The 19,225-nt window shown below is 69.2% G+C and carries 16 protein-coding genes, 1 tRNA gene and 2 pseudogenes; 10 read left to right on the top strand and 9 right to left on the bottom strand.

Going from position 1 to position 19,225, the window contains the following annotated elements; genetic code table 11:
- The coding region (locus ACIKT0_RS03435) for a diguanylate cyclase domain-containing protein (RefSeq protein ID WP_407104007.1) at positions 1–1,292 on the top strand (1,292 nt) is incomplete at its 5' end.
- Between the two features lie 333 nt (positions 1,293–1,625).
- Here ACIKT0_RS03435 and ACIKT0_RS03430 read toward each other — a convergent pair.
- Positions 1,626–3,809, bottom strand: a pseudogene (locus tag ACIKT0_RS03430) (M57 family metalloprotease); the annotation flags it as partial.
- A gap of 376 nt (positions 3,810–4,185) precedes the next feature.
- On the opposite strand from ACIKT0_RS03430, the gene ACIKT0_RS03425 reads away from it, so the two are divergent.
- Both ACIKT0_RS03425 and ACIKT0_RS03420 read left to right on the top strand, forming a co-directional pair.
- Complete coding sequence (locus ACIKT0_RS03425) at positions 4,186–4,491, top strand: AprI/Inh family metalloprotease inhibitor (RefSeq protein WP_407104006.1); 306 nt, start codon at positions 4,186–4,188, stop codon at positions 4,489–4,491.
- A gap of 94 nt (positions 4,492–4,585) precedes the next feature.
- Positions 4,586–4,768 carry a hypothetical protein gene (locus ACIKT0_RS03420; protein WP_407104005.1) on the top strand — a complete coding sequence of 61 codons (183 nt, stop codon included), beginning with the start codon at positions 4,586–4,588 and terminating at the stop codon, positions 4,766–4,768.
- A 38-nt stretch (positions 4,769–4,806) separates the two neighbouring features.
- Here the strand turns inward: ACIKT0_RS03420 and ACIKT0_RS03415 are convergent, their stop codons facing one another.
- The 5 genes from ACIKT0_RS03415 to ACIKT0_RS03395 all read right to left on the bottom strand — a co-directional run bounded on the left by ACIKT0_RS03415 (position 4,807) and on the right by ACIKT0_RS03395 (position 8,515).
- Positions 4,807–5,214, bottom strand: coding sequence for a tautomerase family protein (locus ACIKT0_RS03415; protein WP_407104004.1), 408 nt, complete (start codon positions 5,212–5,214; stop codon positions 4,807–4,809).
- Positions 5,215–5,334: 120 nt separating this feature from the next.
- Entirely contained in the window at positions 5,335–7,182 is a 1,848-nt protein-coding gene (gene ilvD / locus ACIKT0_RS03410) for a dihydroxy-acid dehydratase (RefSeq protein WP_407104003.1), read from the bottom strand.
- Positions 7,183–7,313: 131 nt separating this feature from the next.
- A complete protein-coding gene (gene queD, locus ACIKT0_RS03405) occupies positions 7,314–7,670 on the bottom strand; it encodes a 6-carboxytetrahydropterin synthase QueD (RefSeq protein WP_407104002.1) in 357 nt (118 codons plus the stop codon).
- On the bottom strand, positions 7,667–8,299 hold the full coding sequence (gene queE, locus ACIKT0_RS03400; RefSeq protein ID WP_407104001.1) for a 7-carboxy-7-deazaguanine synthase: 633 nt from the start codon (positions 8,297–8,299) through the stop codon (positions 7,667–7,669). The genes queD and queE overlap by 4 nt, the downstream gene beginning before the upstream one ends.
- Positions 8,300–8,441: 142 nt before the next feature.
- Positions 8,442–8,515 (bottom strand) — tRNA-Gln (locus ACIKT0_RS03395).
- A 376-nt stretch (positions 8,516–8,891) separates the two neighbouring features.
- On the opposite strand from ACIKT0_RS03395, the gene ACIKT0_RS03390 reads away from it, so the two are divergent.
- The gene (locus tag ACIKT0_RS03390; protein WP_407104000.1) at positions 8,892–9,998 is read left to right on the top strand and encodes an alpha/beta hydrolase; all 1,107 of its coding nucleotides are present in this window, start codon (positions 8,892–8,894) and stop codon (positions 9,996–9,998) included.
- Positions 9,999–10,063: 65 nt separating this feature from the next.
- On the opposite strand, the gene ACIKT0_RS03385 is transcribed toward ACIKT0_RS03390, so the two are convergent.
- Positions 10,064–11,737 carry an L-lactate permease gene (locus ACIKT0_RS03385; RefSeq protein WP_407103999.1) on the bottom strand — a complete coding sequence of 558 codons (1,674 nt, stop codon included), beginning with the start codon at positions 11,735–11,737 and terminating at the stop codon, positions 10,064–10,066.
- Positions 11,738–11,989: 252 nt separating this feature from the next.
- Here ACIKT0_RS03385 and ACIKT0_RS03380 point away from each other — a divergent pair, with 252 nt between their 5' ends.
- Both ACIKT0_RS03380 and ACIKT0_RS03375 read left to right on the top strand, forming a co-directional pair.
- Positions 11,990–13,093, top strand: a complete 1,104-nt coding sequence (locus tag ACIKT0_RS03380; protein WP_407103998.1) for a Ppx/GppA phosphatase family protein — start codon at positions 11,990–11,992, stop codon at positions 13,091–13,093.
- Complete coding sequence (locus ACIKT0_RS03375) at positions 13,090–13,827, top strand: RlmE family RNA methyltransferase (RefSeq protein ID WP_407103997.1); 738 nt, start codon at positions 13,090–13,092, stop codon at positions 13,825–13,827. Before ACIKT0_RS03380 ends, ACIKT0_RS03375 begins: the two co-directional genes overlap by 4 nt.
- On the opposite strand, the gene ACIKT0_RS03370 is transcribed toward ACIKT0_RS03375, so the two are convergent.
- Entirely contained in the window at positions 13,820–14,320 is a 501-nt protein-coding gene (locus tag ACIKT0_RS03370) for a superoxide dismutase family protein (protein ID WP_407103996.1), read from the bottom strand. The two genes, ACIKT0_RS03375 and ACIKT0_RS03370, sit on opposite strands and share 8 nt — an antisense overlap.
- 109 nt (positions 14,321–14,429) lie before the next feature.
- On the opposite strand from ACIKT0_RS03370, the gene ACIKT0_RS03365 reads away from it, so the two are divergent.
- Positions 14,430–15,356, top strand: a complete 927-nt coding sequence (locus tag ACIKT0_RS03365; RefSeq protein ID WP_407103995.1) for a UDP-3-O-acyl-N-acetylglucosamine deacetylase — start codon at positions 14,430–14,432, stop codon at positions 15,354–15,356.
- Between the two features lie 7 nt (positions 15,357–15,363).
- Here the strand turns inward: ACIKT0_RS03365 and ACIKT0_RS03360 are convergent, their stop codons facing one another.
- Entirely contained in the window at positions 15,364–16,812 is a 1,449-nt protein-coding gene (locus ACIKT0_RS03360; RefSeq protein WP_407103994.1) for an MFS transporter, read from the bottom strand.
- A gap of 181 nt (positions 16,813–16,993) precedes the next feature.
- On the opposite strand from ACIKT0_RS03360, the gene guaB reads away from it, so the two are divergent.
- From guaB to ACIKT0_RS03345, 3 genes and pseudogenes are all read left to right on the top strand, one after another.
- Positions 16,994–18,487 (top strand): IMP dehydrogenase, encoded by a 1,494-nt coding sequence (gene guaB / locus ACIKT0_RS03355; protein ID WP_407103993.1) that lies wholly within the window; start codon positions 16,994–16,996, stop codon positions 18,485–18,487.
- Between the two features lie 15 nt (positions 18,488–18,502).
- Positions 18,503–18,925 (top strand): MAPEG family protein, encoded by a 423-nt coding sequence (locus tag ACIKT0_RS03350; RefSeq protein ID WP_407103992.1) that lies wholly within the window; start codon positions 18,503–18,505, stop codon positions 18,923–18,925.
- A 4-nt stretch (positions 18,926–18,929) separates the two neighbouring features.
- Positions 18,930–19,225 (top strand): annotated as a pseudogene (locus tag ACIKT0_RS03345) (MFS transporter); the annotation flags it as partial.

Raw genomic sequence — 19,225 nt, 5'->3', positions numbered from 1 at the left:
TTCAGATAGACGAGATGAAGGCGGCCCACGCGGCCGTCGCCGCGCTTTTCGGGGACGCTCTCGCCGTGTGGCTGCCGGCGGTCGCTCACTCCCTTCTCATGGTGGGCTCCGGCTCGGCCGCCTTTCTGTGGATGCGCGGTTCGGGACGCCTGAGCTCTCCGCTCAGGATCGCAGCGGCGGCCGTCCTGGTGGCCGTCAGCGCGCCGCTCGTGGGGTCGCTCGTCGACTTCGTCGTCCTCGCCGGCGACTGGCGCGACCGCCTGCTCGGCGCGGCGAGCCACTGGGTCGTCGAATCCGTCTCGACGGTGTTCGTGCTCGGCGTGATCCTGACATATGGCCGCGAAGAGAGCGTCGGAGCCGATCTGGACGCCGAGCCCGCGCCGAAGATCTGGGAGTACGCGGCCGCGGCTCTGCTGATGGCGGGTCTGATCGTGGCGGCGACGAGCCAGGCGAGCGCGATGTTCTCGATCGCGGCTTCGGCGGCGCTGCTGTGGTTCGCCCTGCGGCTCGGCCCGTTCGCCACGAACGTCGCCGCCTTCGCGTTCTTCTGCGCCCTTGTCGCCTTCGCCGAGCGCGGCCAGTGGCCGCCGCTGTTCGCGGCCTCGGAGGCGACGCAGGAAGAATTCCTGCGATATTTCTCGCTGGCGCTGCTCTGCGCGCCCAGCATCATCGTGGCCGCCGTCGTGCACGACCAGCAGCGGCTCAAGCGCATGTTCGCCTATCGGGCGATGCATGACGGCCTGACGACTCTGGTCAATCGTTCGCGCTTCGTCGACGCGCTCGACGCCGCGATGGCCGGCGCCCGCAACCGCGGCAAGCGGTTCACCCTGCTGCTGATCGACCTCGACCATTTCAAGGGCGTCAACGACACCTACGGCCACGCCCGCGGCGACAGCCTGCTGATCGAGGTCGCCAACCGGTTGCGGACCTCGGTGCGGGTGACCGACCTAGTGGCCCGGATCGGCGGCGACGAGTTCGCCGTGGTGGCGCCGGTGCCGTCTGCGGCCGACGCCGCGAGCCTCGCCAAGCGGCTGGTCGAGATGGTCAACCAGCCCTGCGATCTCGGCGGGGTGGTCGTGACGCCGAGCATCACCGTCGGCGGCGCGCTCGCGCCGGACAGCGCGACCGACCCGCAGCACCTGATGTTGCTCGCCGACGAGGCGCTTTACGAGGCGAAGGCGGCCGGCCGCAATTGCTGGCGGTTCAACGCTTCCGAGCGTGGTGAGATCCCGGAGCCGACATGGCGGCCGGGCGACCTCGATGCGGCGGCCGAGACCGTCTATCTCGACTGAGGCCGCCGCGCCGAGGGCTTTACACGACGGTGAAGTCCGCCGCGGTGATCGCCGCATGGTTCTCGAGGATCGCGAAGCGGACGGCCGCGTAAGTGCCGCCGGTTCCGTCGCGGTCGAAGAACAGCGAGCCGGACGCCTGGTCGTAGATGATGCGATCATTGGCGTCGTGCGCCGCGGTCCCTGCGTAGAACGCGCCCGAAGTGAGCGCGCCCGCCGCGAGCCCGGTGAACACGCCGTTCTCCAGCCGGATGGTGTCGTCGACCGCCCTGAAATCGTGATGGTGTCGACGTTCGAGGCGCCGAGCGCGGTGGTGAAGGCGAAGGTGTCGCGCCCGTCGCCGCCGGCGATCCGATCCTGACCCTTGCCGGCGTCGACGACGTTGTCGCCTGAATTGCCGACGATCCGGTTGTCGAGCGTGTTGCCGGTGGCGTTGATGTTCGCCGAGCCGGTGAGCGCCAGCCGCTCGATGTACTGTCCCGCGAGCGAGAACGAGACCGAGGCGTACACGCGGTCGAGGCCTTGGCCGCTCGCCTCGACCACCCGGTCCCCGGAGTTCTGGACGAAGTAATCATCGTCGCCCAGGCCGCCCTGCATGGTGTCGGCGCCGGTCCCGCCGTCGAGATCGTTGTTGCCGGAATTGCCGACGATCAGATTGGCGAGGCTGTTTCCGGTCCCGTTGATGGCTCCGGTTCCGGTCAGCGTCAGTTGCTCGATGTACTGCCCGGCGAGCGAGAAGGAGACCGAGGAGTACACGCGGTCGAGGCCCTGGCCGCTCGCCTCGATCACCCGGTCTCCGGCGTTCTGGACGAAGTAATCGTCGTCGCCCACGCCGCCCTGCATGGTGTCGGCGCCGCTCGCGCCGTCGAGATCGTTGTTCCCGGAATTGCCGATGATGAGGTTGGCGAGGCTGTTGCCCGTGCCGTTGATGGCGCGGGTTCCGGTCAGGGTCAGGTTCTCGACATACTGCCCGGCGAGTGAGAACGACACGGACGAGTTGACGAGGTCCGTGCCCGCGACGTTCGCCTCGATCAACCGGTCGCCAGCGTTGTCGACATAGTAGATGTGGTCGCCGGCGCCGCCTTCCATCCGGTCGGCGCCGGTCCCGCCGTCGAGCGCCTCGGCGCCGCCGCCGAGCTCTCCGCTGATCGACAACTGGAAGCGATAGTGCTCGCCGGCCGTGATCTGGCCGTAGAAGGAGCGGATCTGGATGTAGTAGGTCCCGGCCGTCGCGAAGGTGTAGGTGAGATAGGAGTCGAGAGTGCTCGTCGAGCCGCCCGCTCCGTCGCTCACCAGGCTGTCGTCGTTGTGCGCGACTTCCTGGCCGGCGGAGTTGAAGATCGAGACGTAGGTGTCGCCGAGCGGAGCGGCGAGCCCCGCCTGGTCGACGTCGACCACGATGGTCGCGCCCGGATTGTTGATGGTGACCCGATAGAAGTCGCCGCTGGGGGAGGTCGCGCCCGCGCCGACGCCCTGCACCGTCACATGGGGCGTGCTCGTCGAGTTGCCGATGTTCGGGTCGCTGGCGAGGCTGAAGCGGCTGCTGAGATCGACCGCCGTCCCCTGCGAGTTGTTGCCCGCGTTGGCGGTCTGGTTGAGCTGCCCGGAGCCCAGCGAGATGCCGGATGGCCGGGCCGCCGTGGCGCCTCCGCCGAGCAGGATGTCATTGCCCTCGCGGCCGTAGAGCATGTCGTTGCCGGCGCCGCCGCTGAGCACGTTCGCGGCCGAGTTTCCGGTGATGTAGTCGCGGCCGGAGCCTCCCACCGCGTTCTCGATCACCGCGCCCATCGCGATCGAGACGTTGCCGGTCAGGCCGCCGACATTCGAGAAGAAGCCCTGGCGCAGCTCGATCGTCTGGTTGTCCGCATAACCCGAGAAGTCGAACGTGTCGGTTCCGCCGGCGTCCCAGGCCGCGAACACCAGTTCTGAAGTCGCCGTCGTCGCGGTGTAGAAGTCGCGGTTCGTGTTCGAGTTGAAACCGTAGACGGAATCGCCGGTGCGCGTCGTCATGTTGGCGCCGTAGAGGCGCTGGACCGCGGCGATGTCGTCGAGCAGCGGCGCGGCGGCGTAGTTGCCCTGGAAGTCGCCGCCGGTGTTGGTCTCCGACCAGTAGCTCATCAGCGAGTACTGACGGCTGTCCTCGTAATACACGGCGTCGTCATAGGTCGGGTTGCCATTGCCGGCGTTGTAGTCGCCGGGGTGCTGGAAGCCGATCGTGTGCCCGATCTCGTGCGTCAGCGTCTGGCGGCCATAGTTCAGATTGCCAGGGCTCTGGTTCGCGGTCTGGGAGATGTTGACCCACACGCCGCCGCCCGCGGGCGGGTAATAGCCGAACGCGCCGGCCCCGGCGGCGCCGCTGTTGTAGTTGGCGAAGGTGATCTGGCTGGAGCTCGAGTAGCCGTCGCCGCCGACGCGCGTGAAGGTGATGTTGGCGAGGTCGGACCAGGACTGCAGCGCAAGCTCCGCCTGCGCGATCTGCAAGGCGCTGAAGGCGCTGAAGCCGCTTGTGCCGTTCGGCATCTGCGCGGGCGCGACGCCCATGAAGGAGTAGGTGACGGAAACCGGCTGACCGGCCACGCCGACGCCGTTCCAGCCATAGCCCGCACGGTTGAGCTGGACGGCCGCCTCATCGACCGTAAAGGAGGTCTTCCCGTTCGGCCCCGTTCCGCCACGGTCTGCGGCGTCGAGGAAGTACTGCGGCTCGTCGTTGCCGGCGAATGGCTCGTGGGGCATGGAAAGGCTCTCCCGGACGTCGCGCGCAGACGCGCCGCCGTCGGGCGCTATGGTGAGGGGGTGCTGAGTTACGGACAATCCGTAGTGTCAGGGAGGCGGAGCGATGCGAGAATGGCCCCGGGCGGCCGTCGCGGCGGCCCTAATCTGCTGCGGAGGATCGGCGATGAGCATGCCCGCACTGCCGGAAGCGTCGGATCTCGCCGGCCAGTGGGCGATCGCCGAGGGCGCGCGCACGTGCCGGCTGACGCTGACCACGCGGCCGGCCGGGCGGGATCATGCGGTCGAGGCCGATCAGGCGTGCCTGGAGCAGCTTGGACTCGGGGCGGTCGTCGCGTGGCGGCCGGCGAGCGATGGCATCGGTCTCGCGGCCGCCGGAGGCCGCACGATCGCTTTCCTGTCCCGGCGGCCGAACGGCGAATACGCGCTCAGCCGACCGGGCCGTACGGACCTCGTGCTCAGGCGAGGCTGAAAAAATTCTCCGTCGCTCAGGGCGCATCCACGCTTGAAGCGACGCGAAAACCGCTCCATCTTCATCTACGCCAAAGGGTGTAGATGGAGGAGAGATGTCCTACACGGTCATTTCGCAGGCTGAGCCGTCGCCGGTCGCCACTGTCGTTCCCACAGTCATTGAAGCGCTGAGCCTCGCGCGCGAACTCGGGAGGCAGGCGGAGGATCGCATCACGATCGCGACCGACTCCGGCTGGATGCTGTCCCTGGACGAGCTCGAAGCGCTCGCGAAGAACTGAAGCACGGCCGGCCTCGCTGCGGCGAGGCCGGCCGTCGTTTACTGCGGCGCTTTGGCGCCCAGCTTGCCGATGAGGAACTGAGCCTCTCCGTCGCCGAACGACCAGTCGGCGTCGCTGTTGGTGACGAAGTTGACCATCACGTCGCTCGCCGCCATCCCGCAATCCTTCTCCAGCGCTTCGCACAGCAGCCGATAGAAGGCCTGCTTCTGCTCCACGCTTCTGGGGCGCGTCGTCACCGAAACGATGATGACCTTCTCCGTGCGCTGGATGCCGAGCCCGGTGTCCTCGATGCGAACCCGGCTGGGCTTGTGTTCCTGCACGATCTGGTAGCGGTCGCGTTCCGGGACCCCGAACGCCTCGAGCATCGCGCGGTGCGCGGCGTCCAGCAGGGTCTCGATCTCGGCCTCCGTGCGGCCTTCGATGAGGTCAAAGCGTAGAAGCGGCATGTCTTGCTGTCTCCGTCGCGCCGCCGGCCGGCGGCTGCGGTTTCAGGATATGCGACTTTTGAAAGCCGCGTGTGGCCGGCGCTCGCCGCGGCCGTAAGCTCAGCGATTGGAGGCGGTCGATCAGCGGATCTGGTCGACGTCCCGAACCGCGCCCTTCGCGGCGCTGGTGGTGAAGGCCGCGTAGGCCCTGAGCGCCGACGAGACCTTGCGTTCGCGGGCGGCGGGCTTCCACGCGCCCGGTCCCTTGGCTTCCTCGGCCGCCCGCCGCGCGGCGACGAGCTCCGGCGCGACCGCAAGTCGGATCGACCGGTTCGGGATGTCGATCTCGATCATGTCGCCGTCCTGCACCAGCGCGATCAACCCGCCCTCCGCCGCTTCCGGCGAGACGTGGCCGATCGAGAGGCCCGAGGAGCCGCCCGAGAACCGGCCATCCGTGACGAGCGCGCAGGCCTTCCCGAGCCCCTTCGATTTCAGGTAGCTCGTCGGATAGAGCATCTCCTGCATGCCGGGGCCGCCGCGGGGGCCTTCGTAGCGGATGACCACAACTTCGCCCGGCTTGACCTTGCCGGTCAGGATGCCGCTGACCGCGTCGTCCTGGCTCTCGAACACCTTCGCGGGGCCCGAGAAGGTGAGGATCGACTCGTCGACGCCGGCGGTCTTCACGATGCAGCCGTCCTCGGCGAGATCGCCCTTGAGAACCGCGAGGCCGCCGTCCTGCGAGAAGGCGTGCTCAGCGCTGCGGATGACGCCGCCCTCGCGGTCGAGATCGAGTTCCTCCCAGCGCTGCGCCTGGCTGAACGCGGTCTGCGTCGGCACGCCGCCCGGGGCCGCGCGATAGAAGGTCTTCACCGCCTCGCTGTGGCTCACCGCCACGTCCCAGCGCTCCAGCGCCTCGCCGAGCGTGGCGCTGTGAATGGTCGGCAGGTCGAGGTTGAGCAGGCCCGCGCGCGCGAGCTCTCCGAGGATGCCCATGACGCCGCCGGCGCGATGGACGTCCTCCATATGCACGTCGGACTTCGCGGGCGCGACCTTGCAGAGCACCGGAACGCGGCGTGACAGGCGGTCGATGTCCTCCATCGTGAAGGGCACCTCCGCCTCATGCGCGGCGGCGAGCAGATGCAGCACGGTGTTGGTGGAGCCCCCCATCGCGATGTCGAGGCTCATCGCGTTCTCGAAGGCGGCGAAGCTCGCCACCGAGCGCGGCAGCACGGAGGCGTCGTCGCCTTCATAGTAACGGCGGGCGAGATCGACAATCAGATGGCCCGCCTCCACGAACAGCCGCTCGCGGTCCGCATGGGTGGCGAGGGTCGAGCCGTTGCCCGGGAGCGAGAGCCCGAGCGCTTCGGTCAGGCAGTTCATCGAATTCGCGGTGAACATGCCCGAGCAGGAGCCGCAGGTCGGGCAGGCGGAGCGCTCGATGATCTCGACGTCCTCGGCCGCGACGCGGTCGTCGGCCGCCGCCACCATGGCGTCCACCAGGTCGAGCGCGACTTCCTTGCCGCGCAGGACGACCTTGCCGGCCTCCATCGGGCCGCCGGAGACGAACACCGCGGGGATGTTGAGGCGGAGCGCCGCCATCAGCATGCCGGGGGTGATCTTGTCGCAGTTCGAGATGCAGACCATGGCGTCCGCGCAATGCGCGTTGACCATGTATTCGACGCTGTCGGCGATCAGTTCGCGCGACGGCAGGCTGTAGAGCATGCCGTCGTGGCCCATCGCGATGCCGTCGTCGACGGCGATCGTGTTGAATTCCTTGGCGACGCCGCCGGCCTTCTCGATCTCGCGCGCGACCAGCTGGCCGAGGTCCTTGAGGTGGACGTGGCCCGGCACGAACTGCGTGAAGGAGTTCACCACCGCGATGATCGGCTTGCCGAAATCGCTGTCCTTCATCCCCGTCGCGCGCCAGAGGCCGCGCGCGCCGGCCATGTTGCGGCCGTGCGTGGTGGTGCGGGAGCGATAGGCGGGCATTTCAGATCCCCTGACGATGGCTTCGCTCACGGCCGGCGCGTCGGCCGCGCCGCGAGACCTCAGAAGGGCGTGATTTCGGTGACCTGCAGGTGAGGCCGCGCGCCCGCCGTGTCAATCGCGCTCTCAGCGCATCAGGCGCCCGAAAACTCGGCCCAGCAGTAGGGCGTCTCGAAGACCTTTACGGCGCTGAGGTGCGGCAGCGCGGGCTTCGACCTCTCCCAGATCCACATCGCGATGTGCTCGGCGGTCGGATTCGCGAGGCCCGGAACCTCGTTCAGCGTGTGGTGGTCGAGCTGCTGGCGCAGCGGCCCGAACGCGGCCTCGACGTCGAAGAAATCCACCACGAAGCCGGTCGCGGGATCGACCTCTCCCTCGAGCGTCAGCTCCACGCGGTAGGAGTGGCCGTGCATCCGATGGCAGCGATGCGTCTCGGGTACGTTCGGCAGGCGGTGCGCTGCCTCGAAGGTGAACGCCTGGGTGATCTTCATGGCAGTCCTGCGATCTTGTGCGTCTGGAGGCCGAGCCGCCACGGCGGGTTCGCCAGACAATAGGCGGCGGCCGCCGCCATGTTCTCGGCCCGGCGGGGCCCGTCCATCGGCTGCAGCCAGAAATGCCGGAAGGGCAGGGCCTCGAAGGCGGCGGGGTCGACGCCCTCCTGCGGATAGACGAGCTTCAACTCGTCGCCATGCCTCAGCTGGAGCGCGGCGTCCGCTTTCGGGCTGACGCAGATCCAGTCCAGCCCTGCGGGCGGCTCGATCGTGCCGTTGGTCTCGACCGCGCTTTCGAAGCCGCGGGCTCGAACCTCCGCGAGCAGCGCGGCGTCCAGCTGGAGCAGCGGCTCGCCGCCGGTGAACACCACATATCGCCCGGCCGACGACGAGCCCCAGGCGGCCTCGATGGCTTCGGCGAGTTCGGTCGCGCCTGCGAATCGTCCGCCGCCTTCGCCGTCCATTCCGACGAAGTCGGTGTCGCAGAACCGGCAGACCGCCGTAGCGCGGTCAGCTTCGCGGCCGGACCACAGATTGCAGCCGGCGAAACGGCAGAACACAGCGGCGCGCCCCGCCTGGGCGCCTTCGCCCTGGAGGGTCTTAAAGATCTCTTTGACGGCGTAGCTCACCGCGCGCTCCGCTGATCCGGCGACGAATGATCTTCGGGGCTCCGACCGCAGGCGAGGCCCGGACACGCCGACGGCCGCTTCCAGGCGGACGGCTCTCACCTTGCGAAGAAAAGCGCTCGGTGCGCGGATCGACCGGAGGAAGTGGCTGGGGGACGTGGATTCGAACCACGACTAACGGAGTCAGAGTCCGCTGTTCTACCGTTAAACTATCCCCCAGCAGGGGAGTGCGCCGCCTCCGTCCAGTCGAGGCGGGGCGACCGCGAGCGAGGCCGTGAGCGCCGTTCGCAACGCGTTCCCTCTAGCGGGTTCGGATCGCCCGAGCAAGAGGCCGCCTGAACGTCGACGGGGCTGAGCGGTCTTGTGGGCTCAAAACCTTAAGCTGTGGTTCAACCCGCTGCGGCTGGCGCTCTCGGGAGCTTCTGTCTTGCCGCCCCTTGCTGCTAAACCGGGCAGGCGCGGTTCCGCGCGGCAGGCAGGGGGGCACCCGTTGGGGGCAGCAGGAGAGTCGGTCCGGATTCGGTCCGGAGGACACGGCGCGGCGCCGACGCAGAGCGAATCATCGCGGCTCGGGCTGCTCACGCTGAGGCTCGTGGTGGGAGCGATCGCGCTTTGCCTCGCCGCCTGCGCTTCGCGGCCGGACGCGCGCGTCCTGACGCCGACGCCGGCCGCAGGCGGCGCCAAGCAGGTCACGGTCTACGTCGCCACCACGCGCGAGCCCGCGCCAGGAGCGCCGACCGTGTTCACCGACGGCCGCTCGCGGGCGCTGCACTACGCGCGCTACGTCATCTCGATTCCTCCTGCGCACCGGCCGGGCTCGATCGAGTGGCCGGGCGCAACGCCGAATCCCGCCCGGGATTTCGTCACCGTGTCGGCCGCGCCGCTTTCGGAAGCCGAGTTCCTCAGCCAGACGGCGGCCGCCGCAGCGCGATCGCGCGGCCCGCGGCGCGGCGTCGGCGTCTTCGTGCACGGCTATAACTACACCTTCCAGGAATCTCTGTTCCGGCTCGCCCAGATGGATGCGGACGCTGACGTAGGCGGCGCAGCTGTGCTGTTCGCCTGGCCCTCGCAGGGGGCGCTGACCGGCTATGTGGCCGACAAGGAGGCGGTCACCTATTCCCGCGACGGTCTCGCCCATGTCATCGCGGCACTCGCGAAGAACGCCCGGGGCGGCGGCGTCACCGTGTTCGGCCACAGCATGGGCGGCTGGCTCACCGTGGAGGCGCTCCGTCAGCTGCGTCTCACCGGCCAGGATCGCGTCATCGCCCGTCTGGACGACATCGTGCTCGCGGCGCCGGACATCGACGTCGACGTCTTCCGTCAGCAGCTGATCGTCGTCGGCCGCCTCTCGCCGCCGATCACGCTGCTCGTGTCGAAGGACGACCGGGCGTTGAGCGCGTCCCGCCTGCTGTCGGGTGACCGCGACCGGATCGGGGCGCTGGATGTCTCGGATCCTGAGGTCCAGGAGGTGGTGAAAAGCGAGAATCTGCGCGTCGTCGACATCTCGCAGCTCACCTCCGAAAACCGCACGAATCACGACCGCTTCGCGGCCTTCGCGGCGATCTACCCGCAGTTGCAGTCGCAGCTCGAGACCGGCTCGGGCAACGCCGCGCAGAAGGCCGGAATCTTCGTTCTGGACGCGGCCGCCGCGACGCTGCAGACGCCGTTCCGGGCGGCCGGCGCGATCCTCGGACAGCGCTGAGGCCAGGCCACGAAACGAGAAGGGCCGGCGTGAGCCGGCCCTTCCGCCTCGAAGCGCGGGGCGCCTTATGGCGTGACCGCCGCCGGGGGCGCGTGGATCACCATCTCGGTGAACGGCGGCACATAGGCTTGCGCCATCACCAGTAGGCCCATCAGGACCGCAAGCGCGATGGAGTGGAAGAACACGTAGCGCAGGATGTCGCCCTCGTGGCCGTACCAGCGCGTCGCCGTGGAGGCGACGACGATCGACTGCGCGTCGATCATCTTGCCCATCACGCCGCCGGACGAGTTGGCCGCGGCCATCAGCGTCGGCGAGAGGCCGAGCTGCTCCGCGGTGATCTTCTGCAGCGAGCCGAACAGCACGTTCGAGGAGGTGTCCGAGCCGGTGAGCGCGACGCCGAGCCAGCCCAGCAGCACGCCGAAGAACGGGTAGAACACTCCGGTCTGCGAGAAGGCCAGCCCGAGGGTGGCGTCGACGCCCGAGTAGCGGGTGACGAAGCCGAGCGCGAGCATCGCCGAAATCGTCAGCAGCGAGTAGCGGACGAGATAGAGCGTGCGGCCGTAAACCCGGAGCATGCCGAGCGGCGAGAAGCCCATCACGAAGCCGGCGATGATCGCCGACACCAGGATGCCGCTGCCCGTCGCCGACAGCCAGTTCAGGCTGAAGACGGCGGCCTCGGCCTTGGGCGCGGGGACCACCGGCGGCACGCGCTGGATCAGCTGGTCCACATGCGCGACCGGGAATTTCACGAGCGCGAAGCTGTCGAGGAACGCCTTCACCTGCGGGATGCCCCAGCAGACCACGACGACGGAGAGGATCAGCCACGGCAGCCAGGCGCGGAGCACGTCGCCGCTCGAATGCTTGTCGAAGACGTGCGCGCCGGCGCCGCCGACGGTGGGCGCGGCGCCCTCAGCCGAGGTCCAGATCTCGCTTGGCCGCCAGACCTTCAGAAACATCGCCAGGCACGCGATCGACACGACCGAGGCGATGACGTCCACGAGCCACGGGCCGTGGTAGTTCGAGACCACGAACTGCGGGATCGCGAAGCTGACGCCGGCGATCAGGATCGCGGGGAAGATCTGGATCATTCCACGGAAGCCCGCGAAGGCCACGATCAGCCAGAACGGCACCAGCACCGAGAAGAAGGGCAGCTGGCGCCCGATCATCGCCGACAGGTCCAGCAGCGGCAGGCCCGTGACGGCCGCGAGCGCGATAACCGGGGTGCCGAGCGCGCCATAGGCGACGGGCGCGGTGTTGGCGATCAGCGACAGGCCGGAGGCGGCGAGCGGAGAGAAGCCGAGGCCGATGAGGATCGCGCCCGTGACGGCGACCGGGGTGCCGAAGCCCCCCGCGCCCTCGAAGAACGCGCCGAAGCAGAAGGCGATCAGCAGGAGTTGCAGCCTCCGATCATCCGTGATGCCGGCGATCGAGTCCTGCAGGACCTTGAAATAGCCCTTCTCCAGAGTGAGTTGGTAAAGGAAGATGATGTTGAGGATGATCCAGCCGATGGGCAGGAGCCCGAACGCGGCCCCGTAGAGAGCCGTCATGCCGGCTTTGTCGGCGGGCATCCCCTGGCCGAAAATCGCGATGATCAGCGCCGCGGCCAGCCCGAGCAGGGCCGCGACATGAGCCTTCAGGCTGAAAAGCCCGATGCCTGCCAGCAGCACCACGACGGGAATGGCGGCGACGAGGGTCGATACGACCGCGTTGCCGAATGGATCATAAACTTGCTGCCACATTGGCGGTCCCCCGCGCTTTTCTGTGATCGCCGGGCCTTAACCCGAGCTTTGGTGTGACCTCGAATCCCCGCAACCTGAGGTGACGGGCTGCTTGGCCTGCGCCTTTCTGAACAGAGGATCAACACTTTTGCGCGAGCGGAGTTGCCTTGCGACGGAGCCGTTCGCTGTTACAATTCCGCCTGAATTGTTCACACGCGCGATGCTCGCCTCGAGCTCACCGGAGCCAGGCCGCGGCGCGAAGGATGCCGGCTTTTGTCCCACTCCGCCGTAACGCTCGCCGCCCCGGGACTCTCGTTTCCCGTGGCGCGCGGAGCGGCGACCTCTGCTTGCGCCGACGCTCCGGTCCGCCCGCAGCCGACGACCTATGCGGCGCTCGATCTCGGAACCAACAACTGCCGTCTCCTGGTCGCCCGGCCGGACCGGGATGGCGGCTTCCGGGTGGTGGATTCGTTCTCCCGCATCGTCCGGCTCGGCGAAGGGCTGGCGCATAGCGGCCGGCTTTCGGAGGGCGCAATCTCGCGCGCGGTGTCTGCGCTCGCGGTGTGCCGGGACAAGATGGAGGCGCGCGGCGTGTCACGCTCGCGCCTGATCGCGACCGAGGCCTGCCGGCAGGCCGACAATGGCGAGGCGTTCCTCGACCGCGTGCGCGCCGACACCGGGCTGGAGCTCGAGATCATCGACCGCGCCACGGAGGCGCGGCTCGCCGCCGCCGGCTGCGCCTCGCTAGCCGATCCGGCTGCGGGCGGCGTGATCCTGTTCGACATCGGCGGCGGATCGTCCGAGGTCGTCTGGCTCGATCGCCGGCGCGGCGGCGGGCCCGGCCACCTCGCAATGCGGGCCTGGGTCTCGCTCCCGGTCGGGGTGGTGACGCTCGCCGAGCGCTATGGCGGCGTGAAGGTCTCGACCGAGGTGTTCGAGGACATGGTCGGCGAGGTCGAGCGGCTGCTCGAGGCTTTCCCGGAGCGCGAGACGCTGAGCGCGTCCCTGAGCGACATCCACCTGCTCGGCACGTCCGGGACGGTGACGACGATCGCCGGCGTTCATCTCGGCCTGCCGCGCTATGAACGCAGGCTGGTCGACGGGCAGTGGATGGCGTCGACCGACGTCACGCGGGTCGTCGAGTCGCTGCGCGAGATGTCCTACGACCAGCGCTGCCAGAACCCGTGCATCGGCCCCGACCGGGCCGACCTCGTGCTCGCCGGCTGCGCGGTGCTGGAGGCCATAAGGCGGGCCTTCCCCGTGGCGCGGCTGCGGGTCGCCGACCGAGGGCTTCGCGAGGGCATTCTGGTCGAGATGATGCGCGCGGACGGCGCCTGGCGCCGTCGCGGAGCGCGACGCCGAGGACGACGCGGTTGAGCGCCCGGTCGCGGGGCGGCGGTGGGAGCGACAAGGCTTCCGGTGGCGCAGGGCGCAGCCTCGAGGTTCGGGTCCGCACCGCCAGGAAGCGCAGCCACGCCTCGACGCTCTGGCTGAGCCGCCAGCTCAACGATCCCTACGTCCAGGCCGCGAGGCGCGAGGGCTACCGTTCCCGCGCGGCCTTCAAGCTGATCGAGATCGACGACAAGCACCACTTCCTGAAGCCCGGCCAGAAGGTGGTGGACCTCGGCGCGGCGCCGGGCGGCTGGAGCCAGATCGCCGCGCAGCGGATCGGCGCGACCGAGGGCAAGGGCTCGATCGTCGCGATCGACCTGCTGGAGATGGAGCCCGTGCCGGGCGCGGACTTCATGGTCCTCGACTTTCTCGACGACAACGCTCCGGACCTCCTGAAGCAGCGGCTCGGCGGCAAGGCTGACGTCGTGCTGTCAGACATGGCGGCGAACACGGTCGGCCACCAGCGGACCGACCACCTGCGCATCATGGCGCTGGTGGAGGCGGCCGCGCAGTTCGCCGCCGAGGTGCTGGCCCCCGGCGGCGCGTTCCTGGCGAAGGTCTTCCAGGGCGGCGCCCAGACCGAGCTGCTGGCGGAGCTCAAGCGCGACTACGCCAAGGTGATCCACGTGAAGCCGCCGTCGAGCCGCAAGGACTCGTCCGAGCTGTATGTGCTGGCGACCGGCTTCCGCGGCCGCCAGGCTCCGCCCGAGGCTACTTGATCGACGCGCAGGCGACCCGGTCGCCGGCCTTGCCGATCGGCTGGGAGATCTGGTCGTCCTCGTTCGCGTGGATGATCAGAGCGCTGCCGTCCTGATCCTTCAACTCGTCGATCTTCACCAGAGAGGTGTAGAGGTTGACCTGCGCGGAGCCGTCCTGCGCCACGACGAGGTTCGGCAGGTCGCCGGGCTCGGGGCCGTTCGGGTTGAGCAGGCCGTGCTTGCCCTCGGCGTGGCCGACATGCGAGCCGGACTTCTTGTACTGGCCGACGTCGGAGCAATCGCCGCTCTGATGGAAGTGCAGGCCGTGGCGGCCGGGCGTCAGGCTGCCGCCGACGAGTTCGATGTCGATCAGCGTGCCCTGGGGGGCGCCGGTGAGCTTCACCTGACCGATCTTGGAGCCATCCTTCCCGAGGATGTCGTAACTGTCGGCTGCGAAGGCGGCGGCGGGAGCAAGGGCGACGACGCACAGCGCAGCGGCGAGGCTTCGTTTCATGGCGATCTACTCCTCTGTCAGGAAGGGGCCTTCCTCTGGCCAGCCAATCACCTCATGCGGCCAGAGTTCCAGTCTGGGCTGATGTTTTTTCGCGTCGAGGGCCCGTGAAATGACAGTTTTCGGCCCCTCCGCCCCGCTTCCCGCCACCCGGGAGGCGACGCTGCGCGAGGCGTTCGACTGCGAGGGTGCCGGGCTCCACACCGGCCGCCACGCGCGCGTGCGCGTCATCCCCGCCGCTCCGGGGCACGGCCTGGTGTTCCGCCGGCTGCTCAAGGGCGAGGCGCACGACGTGCCGGCGCTCTGGCCGAACCAGCGCACCCGCCCGCTGTGCACCGCTCTTCAGGTCGGGGAGGGGCCGCTCGTCCGGACGGTCGAGCACCTGCTGGCGGCGCTCTCGGGCGGCTCGATCGACAACGCCCTGATCGAGATCGAGGGCGAGGAGCTGCCGATCTTCGACGGCAGCGCGGCGCCCTGGTGCGCGCTGATCGCGAGGGCAGGGCGGATCGAGCAGGAGCGCCCCCGCCGCTATCTGCGCGTGATCAAGCGCGTGGAGTACCGCAACGGCCGCCACAAGCAGTCGATCGACCCGGCGGGGACCTTCACCGTGAAAGGGTCCGTCACCCTGAAGGGCCTCGGCCAGCTCCGCTGGAGCGGGCCGATCGACCCGGAGACGTTCGTCCGGGAGCTCGCGCCCTCGCGCAGCTTCGGCCGCCTCAAATGGGCCCTGGCGGCGAAGCTGTTCGGCCGCTTCAGCCGGGAGCCGGTGCTGCGCGGCGCGAGCCTCTCGAACACGGCCGCGCTGTGGGGCGCGACGGCGGTCGGCGGACTGCGGATGCCGGACGAGCCCGTGCGCCACCGCGTGCTCGACCTGGTGGGCGACTATGCGCTGGCCGGCCGCCCCCTTCTGGGGCGCGTGACCGCCGTGATGCCAGGCCACGAGCACAACCACGCAATGGTCGCGATTCTGCTCGCGGACCGCGCGGCCTGGGAGGAGGTCGAGATCGACGAGAGCGGCGAACCGAGACCGGTCGGCTGAGCGCCGGTCAGGCCCGCTCGCGCGCGGCGGTCACCGGGTCCGGCTGGGGACTGACATGGCCGGAGACCTCTTCGCCGGCGTTCGGAGCGAGCCGCGCGAACAGGAACACCGACGACGCCGAGATAAGGCCGATCATCAGGAACGCCACGGGGAAGTCCGAGGCGCGCAACTCGACGCCGCCGCGATGCGCGAGCAGCCCCTCGAGCACGAGCGCGGCGATGCTGACCCCGAGAGACAGTGAGATCTGCTGGGCGACGCTTGCAAGGCTGGTCGCGCGGCTCATGCGGGCGGTGTCGATGTCGGCATAGCCGAGCGCGTTCACGGCGGTGAACTGCAGCGACCGGAAGAAGCCGCCCACCAGCAGGGCCACGAGGATGATGGCGACCGGCGTGGTGGCGGTGAACAGCGCCGGCGCGGTCATCAGCGCGGCGGCCACGAGCGCGTTGACTATCATGGTCGCGCGGAAGCCGAACCGCTGCAGGATGGGCTTGGCGGCCATCTTCATGAACAGCGCGCCGAGCGCGGACGAGAAGGTGAGCATTCCGGACTGGAAGGCGGTCATCCCGAACCCGACCTGCAGCATCAGAGGAAGCAGGAAGGGCGCGGCGCCGATGCCGACGCGGAACAGGGAGCCGCCCAGGATCGCCGCCCGGAAGGTCGGGATCGCGAACAGCCGGAGGTCGAGGATCGGGTGCTCCGCCCGCTGCGCATGAAGCACATAGGCGCCGAAGGCGAGCACCCCGGCGCCGAGAATCGCGAACGCGGCCAGTTGCGGCAGCGCCTCCAGGCCGATCGCGGTCGCGCCGGAGACGATCGCGGCGAGGCCGAAACCTGAGAGCACGAAGCCGAGGGCGTCGAATGGCGTCCGCTCTTCGCCGCGCACGTCCGGGATGAACAGCGTCGCGAGCACGATTCCGAGCGCCGCGATCGGCAGGTTGATCCAGAAGATCCAGCGCCAGGAGAAATAGGTGGTGATGAAGCCCCCGACCGGCGGGCCGAGCACGGGGCCGATCAGCGCCGGGATGGTCAGCCAGGCGAGCGAGCCGACCAGCTCCGACTTCGGCACCGTCCTGAGAATCACCAGGCGGCCGACCGGCACCATCATGGCGCCGCCGACGCCCTGCAGGACGCGCGCGCCGATCAGCTCCGGCATTGTGGAGGAGAAGCCCGCGAGCGCCGACCCGAGCGCGAAGGCCGCGATCGCGGCGCGGAACACCAGGCGTGCGCCAAGCCGGTCCGCGAGCCAGCCCGAGATCGGGATGAAGACCGCGAGACTCAGCAGATAGGAGGTCAGCGCGAGCTTCAGGTCGATCGGGTTGATCCTGAGCTCGGCCGCGATCGCCGGCAGCGAGGTCGCCAGCACCGTGCTGTCCAGGTTCTCCATGAACAGCGCGCACGCGACGATCAGGGGGACGAGGATGCGATTGGGGACCGCTGCGTTCGGGAAAGTAGGCATGAGCCTGCCGCATATAGGGGGCGCCCCCAGATCGCACACCGTCATTTGCGTCAGGGCAGGGCCGTGCTAAAGGTCCGCGCCACTTCCCCAACTCGCGCTGCGCCCTCGCAGACGCCAAGGGGCCGGACGCCGTCGGGCGGCTCCGGGCGCTCACGCGCACACCCGTTTCAGGAGGTTCGGCATGGAGAGGATCAACGGCGCACTCGGCAGCGAGGCGCTAACCTTCGACGACGTCCTGCTCCGGCCGGGCCTCTCGGAGGTGATGCCCGGCGAGGCCGATCTTCGGTCGCGCGTGACGCGCACCATCTCGCTGAACATCCCGATCCTCTCCTCCGCCATGGACACGGTGACGGAGGCGCGCCTCGCCATCGCCATGGCTCAGGCCGGCGGCATCGGCGTCATCCACCGCAACCTCAGCCCCGAGGAGCAGGCCGCCGAGGTCCTCCAGGTCAAGAAGTTCGAGAGCGGCATGGTGGTGAACCCGGTCACCATCGCGCCGGACGCGACGCTCGCGGACGCGCTTGAGCTGATGAAGCGCTACCGCATCTCGGGCATCCCGGTGGTTCAGGGCGGCGCGCCCGGCCGCGCCGGCAAGCTCGTCGGGATCCTGACGAACCGCGATGTCCGCTTCGCGACCAATCCACGCCAGCCGGTCTCCGAGCTGATGACGCGCGACAACCTCATCACGGTCTCCGAGGGCGTCGGCCAGGACGAGGCGAAGCGCCTGCTGCACAGCCACCGGATCGAGAAGCTGCTGGTGGTCAACGACGCCTATGAGTGCGTCGGCCTCGTCACGGTGAAGGACATCGAGAAGGCTGTCGCCAACCCGAACGCCAACAAGGACGGGCGGGGGCGCCTCCGGGTCGCGGCCGCGACGACCGTCGGCGACAAGGGCTTCGGGCGCGCCGAGGCGCTCATCGACGCCGGCTGCGACCTGGTGGTCGTCGACACCGCCCATGGTCATTCACAGCACGTGCTGGACGTCGTGGCGCGCATCAAGCGGCTGTCGAACGAGGTCCAGATCGTCGCCGGCAACGTCGCCACCGGCGAAGCGACGCGCGCGCTGATCGACGCCGGAGCTGACGCCGTGAAGGTCGGCATCGGGCCGGGCTCGATCTGCACCACCCGCATCGTCGCGGGCGTGGGCGTGCCGCAGCTCACCGCGATCATGGAGTCCGTCGAGGTCGCGAAGGCGGCTGACGTGCCGGTGATCGCCGACGGCGGCATCAAGTACTCCGGCGACCTCGCCAAGGCGATCGCCGCCGGCGCCGACGCGGCTATGGTGGGCTCGCTTCTCGCCGGCACGGACGAGAGCCCGGGCGAGGTCTACCTCTACCAGGGCCGCTCCTATAAGTCGTATCGCGGCATGGGCTCAGTCGGCGCGATGGCGCAAGGCTCGGCGGACCGCTACTTCCAGGCCGAGGTCAACGACCGGCTGAAGCTGGTGCCCGAGGGCATCGAGGGGCAGGTTCCCTACAAGGGTCCGGTCTCGGCGGTGCTGCACCAGCTCGCCGGCGGCCTCCGGGCCGCGATGGGCTATGTCGGCGCAGCTACGATCGAGGATCTCCACCAGAAGGCGCGCTTTGTCCGGATCTCGGGCGCGTCGCTGCGCGAGAGCCACGTTCACGACGTGACGATCACCCGCGAGAGCCCGAACTATCCGGGCATCGTCTGAGATGGCGCCGGCGCGATGACTCTTCCCGCCGTCCTCGCGCCGGTCTTCGTTCAGGTCGCGCTGGTCTTCTTCGTGCTGTTCCGGATGGGGTTCGCGCGCTGGACCGCGGTTCGCGACGGCCAGGTGGAGGTGCGGGAAGGGGGCCCGCGCAACTACGGCTGGCCCCGCAAGGCGCAGTGCGCCGCGGACAACTTCCAGAACCAGTTCGAGCTGCCGACGCTGTTCTTCGCGCTGGTCCCGCTCGCGATCCTGACCCACAAGGCGGACCTGCTGTTCGTGCTGCTGGCGTGGGTCTTCGTCGTTCTGCGCTGGCTGCATGCGCTGGAGCACATGGGTCCGAACCGGCTGAAGCTGCGGTTTCCGTTCTACGCCGCCGGCGCGCTCGTGCTCCTCGTCATGTGGGCCGTGTTCGCCGCCCATATCCTGCTCACGCTCTGAGGCCATGACCCCCGCAGCCCACGCGCTCGCCGCGATCGAGGTCCTGACCGAGATCGAAACCCGCAGATCGCCCGCCGCCGGCGCCCTCAAAGGGTGGGGCGCGGCGCATCGCTTCGCGGGATCGGGCGATCGCGCCCGGATCGCCAGCATCGTCTATGACGCGCTCCGCTCCCGCGCCTCGATCGCCTGGCGCATGGGGGAGGCGACGCCGCGCGCCCTGGTTCTCGGCGCTCTCGCCTTCGTGCGGCGTGCGGATATTGACGCGCTTGCGGCCGCGTTCGCCGCGAGCCCGCATGCGCC

It is taken from the genome of Hansschlegelia beijingensis, assembly GCF_045505405.1.
GTDB lineage: Bacteria > Pseudomonadota > Alphaproteobacteria > Rhizobiales > Methylopilaceae > Methylopila > Methylopila beijingensis_A.
Note: the sequence above shows the minus strand (reverse complement) of the source record. Positions and strands in the feature narration are given on the sequence as shown.

Bases quoted from the DNA above. Each gene is read 5' to 3' on its own strand.
- ACIKT0_RS03425 (WP_407104006.1), top strand. From the start codon at position 4,186: ATGAGCATGCCCGCACTGCCGGAAGCGTCGGATCTCGCCGGCCAGTGG.
- ACIKT0_RS03420 (WP_407104005.1), top strand. From the start codon at position 4,586: ATGTCCTACACGGTCATTTCGCAGGCTGAGCCGTCGCCGGTCGCCACT.
- ACIKT0_RS03415 (WP_407104004.1), bottom strand. From the start codon at position 5,214: ATGCCGCTTCTACGCTTTGACCTCATCGAAGGCCGCACGGAGGCCGAG.
- ilvD (WP_407104003.1), bottom strand. From the start codon at position 7,182: ATGCCCGCCTATCGCTCCCGCACCACCACGCACGGCCGCAACATGGCC.
- queD (WP_407104002.1), bottom strand. From the start codon at position 7,670: ATGAAGATCACCCAGGCGTTCACCTTCGAGGCAGCGCACCGCCTGCCG.
- ACIKT0_RS03385 (WP_407103999.1), bottom strand. From the start codon at position 11,737: ATGTGGCAGCAAGTTTATGATCCATTCGGCAACGCGGTCGTATCGACC.
- ACIKT0_RS03370 (WP_407103996.1), bottom strand. From the start codon at position 14,320: ATGAAACGAAGCCTCGCCGCTGCGCTGTGCGTCGTCGCCCTTGCTCCC.
- ACIKT0_RS03365 (WP_407103995.1), top strand. From the start codon at position 14,430: ATGACAGTTTTCGGCCCCTCCGCCCCGCTTCCCGCCACCCGGGAGGCG.
- ACIKT0_RS03360 (WP_407103994.1), bottom strand. From the start codon at position 16,812: ATGCCTACTTTCCCGAACGCAGCGGTCCCCAATCGCATCCTCGTCCCC.
- guaB (WP_407103993.1), top strand. From the start codon at position 16,994: ATGGAGAGGATCAACGGCGCACTCGGCAGCGAGGCGCTAACCTTCGAC.
- ACIKT0_RS03350 (WP_407103992.1), top strand. From the start codon at position 18,503: ATGACTCTTCCCGCCGTCCTCGCGCCGGTCTTCGTTCAGGTCGCGCTG.